Consider the following 1,639-nt stretch of genomic DNA (forward strand, 5'->3'; position numbering starts at 1 on the left):
TCGCCCGTATCTTTGGCGCTTGCAATTCCAACACCTACAGAAGCACCGCTGTTGCTCTTTTCAAACTGAAACCCAAAACCTGTACGTTCTTCCTTTGAGCTTGAGGAATGGCTATTATGACCAACAAGCACATTCACATCACGAGCTGCCGAAAGGTTAATATTCTCACCTGCAAGATCAGAGCCAACAATTGTCACATCTTTTTTCTTGGCAGTGATGGTGATATTGCCATCCGCATTGAGAGAAGAACCTTGATGCTCAAAACTCTCTTCATCATTCGTGCTTTTTGTCCAACTAACTCTTTAAGAATGGGAAGGACGCTTTGGTGATCGCTTTTGTAAAGCTTTTTGCTTTTGCTGACGTTTTCTTTCATCCTCAAAATGCGTTAGTAAAGCGCGTTCCTGTTTCGTTTTGTTGGTCACACCAAAGGTGTCATTGTCCATAAATTGCTGATATCCTGCTAGCATCAAATTAGCTAAAAACGAGTCACTTTTCAAAGGTTGTACAAAATAGAGCCCTTTTGAATCTTGCAATTTATACCGGAAACCTGCTTTTTTCATGCACTCATAAACTGAGGCAAATTCACTCGCATACGAATTCATATCACTAGAAGAAGCATAAACCGGTTTCCAGCCACATTTTGATAAGGATTGTTGGATCATCGCTTTATCGACACCTGGTTTTTCCCATAATGCTAAAGTTGATGGAGGAGGTTGGTTAACACATCCAGCTGTATTTAAGAGAGCTATGCAACTCAATAGTTTTAAGATTTTCTTCATTTTTCCCCTCTTTCAATGGATTTATTTACGATAAAACAGCTCATAAGCCTGTTGATATTTCCTGTCACCGCTTCATTAAAACAACGGTGAACAATATTGAAATGGTTAGTTGAGGAAACAATCCCGTCATTTCAAGCAAAGCAAGGATGGCGGATTGTTAATCATCACAAACAGCAAAACTTAAGGTTTGCATTCAGGTGCATTTTTATACTTTTTACAAAAAGGGCTGTTCAAGCGCTTCTTGACACTGCGCTGTGGTATGACAGCACCTGGACGACAAATCGGCAAGTTTTTCTCTTTAAAAGTATAACACCACCCCCCTCCTCTTTGATCTTTATAGCGGAATCCTGCTTGAACCATGCAAGCATCAACTGTTGCTTTAGCATTAATACTCTGCTGTTGGTTTTCTGGAAAAACATCATAAGGGGTTGGCATACCACATTCTAACAATGCTTTTCCTATCTCCGTAAAATCTGCACCAGGTTTCTCCCACATACTCAGAGCCCCTGGAGAAGGCTTATCAATGTTACATCCAGCAATATTTAACAGAATGAGACCACTTAATAATTTCAAGATTTGTTTCATTTTTTCCTCCCTGAATATTTTGAATAAATTGGCGTACGATTAGGTAAACCATAGAACTTTGTACAAGCATCACTTGGATGTCCATAACAAGCATGAACACTTGGGTAGCCCTTAAATATTTGCCCTCTCTCTTTCCAGGGACCACTTCCAGGAGGTATTTGTTCAAAAGTGTAAGGATTTTTGCCAATCTTTGTACCCACAAAGTCATTTTTATGATTTTCCAAGTTTACGTAATCCTGCTTTCCATCACTTAAGATATATAACGTATCTGCCAT

2 protein-coding genes and 2 pseudogenes are annotated in these 1,639 nt (G+C 39.4%); all 4 read right to left on the reverse strand.

Annotated elements, in window-relative coordinates:
* Positions 1-281: pseudogene (locus ACFIJL_RS09320) on the reverse strand (hemagglutinin repeat-containing protein); the annotation flags it as partial.
* 21 nt (positions 282-302) lie between these two features.
* Positions 303-779, reverse strand: coding sequence for a hypothetical protein (locus ACFIJL_RS09325; RefSeq protein WP_375624415.1), 477 nt, complete (start codon positions 777-779; stop codon positions 303-305).
* Between the two features lie 180 nt (positions 780-959).
* Positions 960-1,364 carry a hypothetical protein gene (locus tag ACFIJL_RS09330; protein ID WP_375624417.1) on the reverse strand — a complete coding sequence of 135 codons (405 nt, stop codon included), beginning with the start codon at positions 1,362-1,364 and terminating at the stop codon, positions 960-962.
* Positions 1,361-1,639, reverse strand: a pseudogene (locus ACFIJL_RS09335) (hypothetical protein); the annotation flags it as partial. The pseudogene ACFIJL_RS09335 and the gene ACFIJL_RS09330, both read right to left, overlap by 4 nt.

Source organism: Bartonella sp. TT119HLJHH, from assembly GCF_042193385.1.
In the GTDB taxonomy this organism is placed as follows: domain Bacteria; phylum Pseudomonadota; class Alphaproteobacteria; order Rhizobiales; family Rhizobiaceae; genus Bartonella.

Excerpts from the sequence above, each read along its gene's own strand:
- ACFIJL_RS09325 (WP_375624415.1), bottom strand. The coding sequence starts at position 779 with ATGAAGAAAATCTTAAAACTATTGAGTTGCATAGCTCTCTTAAATACA.
- ACFIJL_RS09330 (WP_375624417.1), bottom strand. The coding sequence starts at position 1,364 with ATGAAACAAATCTTGAAATTATTAAGTGGTCTCATTCTGTTAAATATT.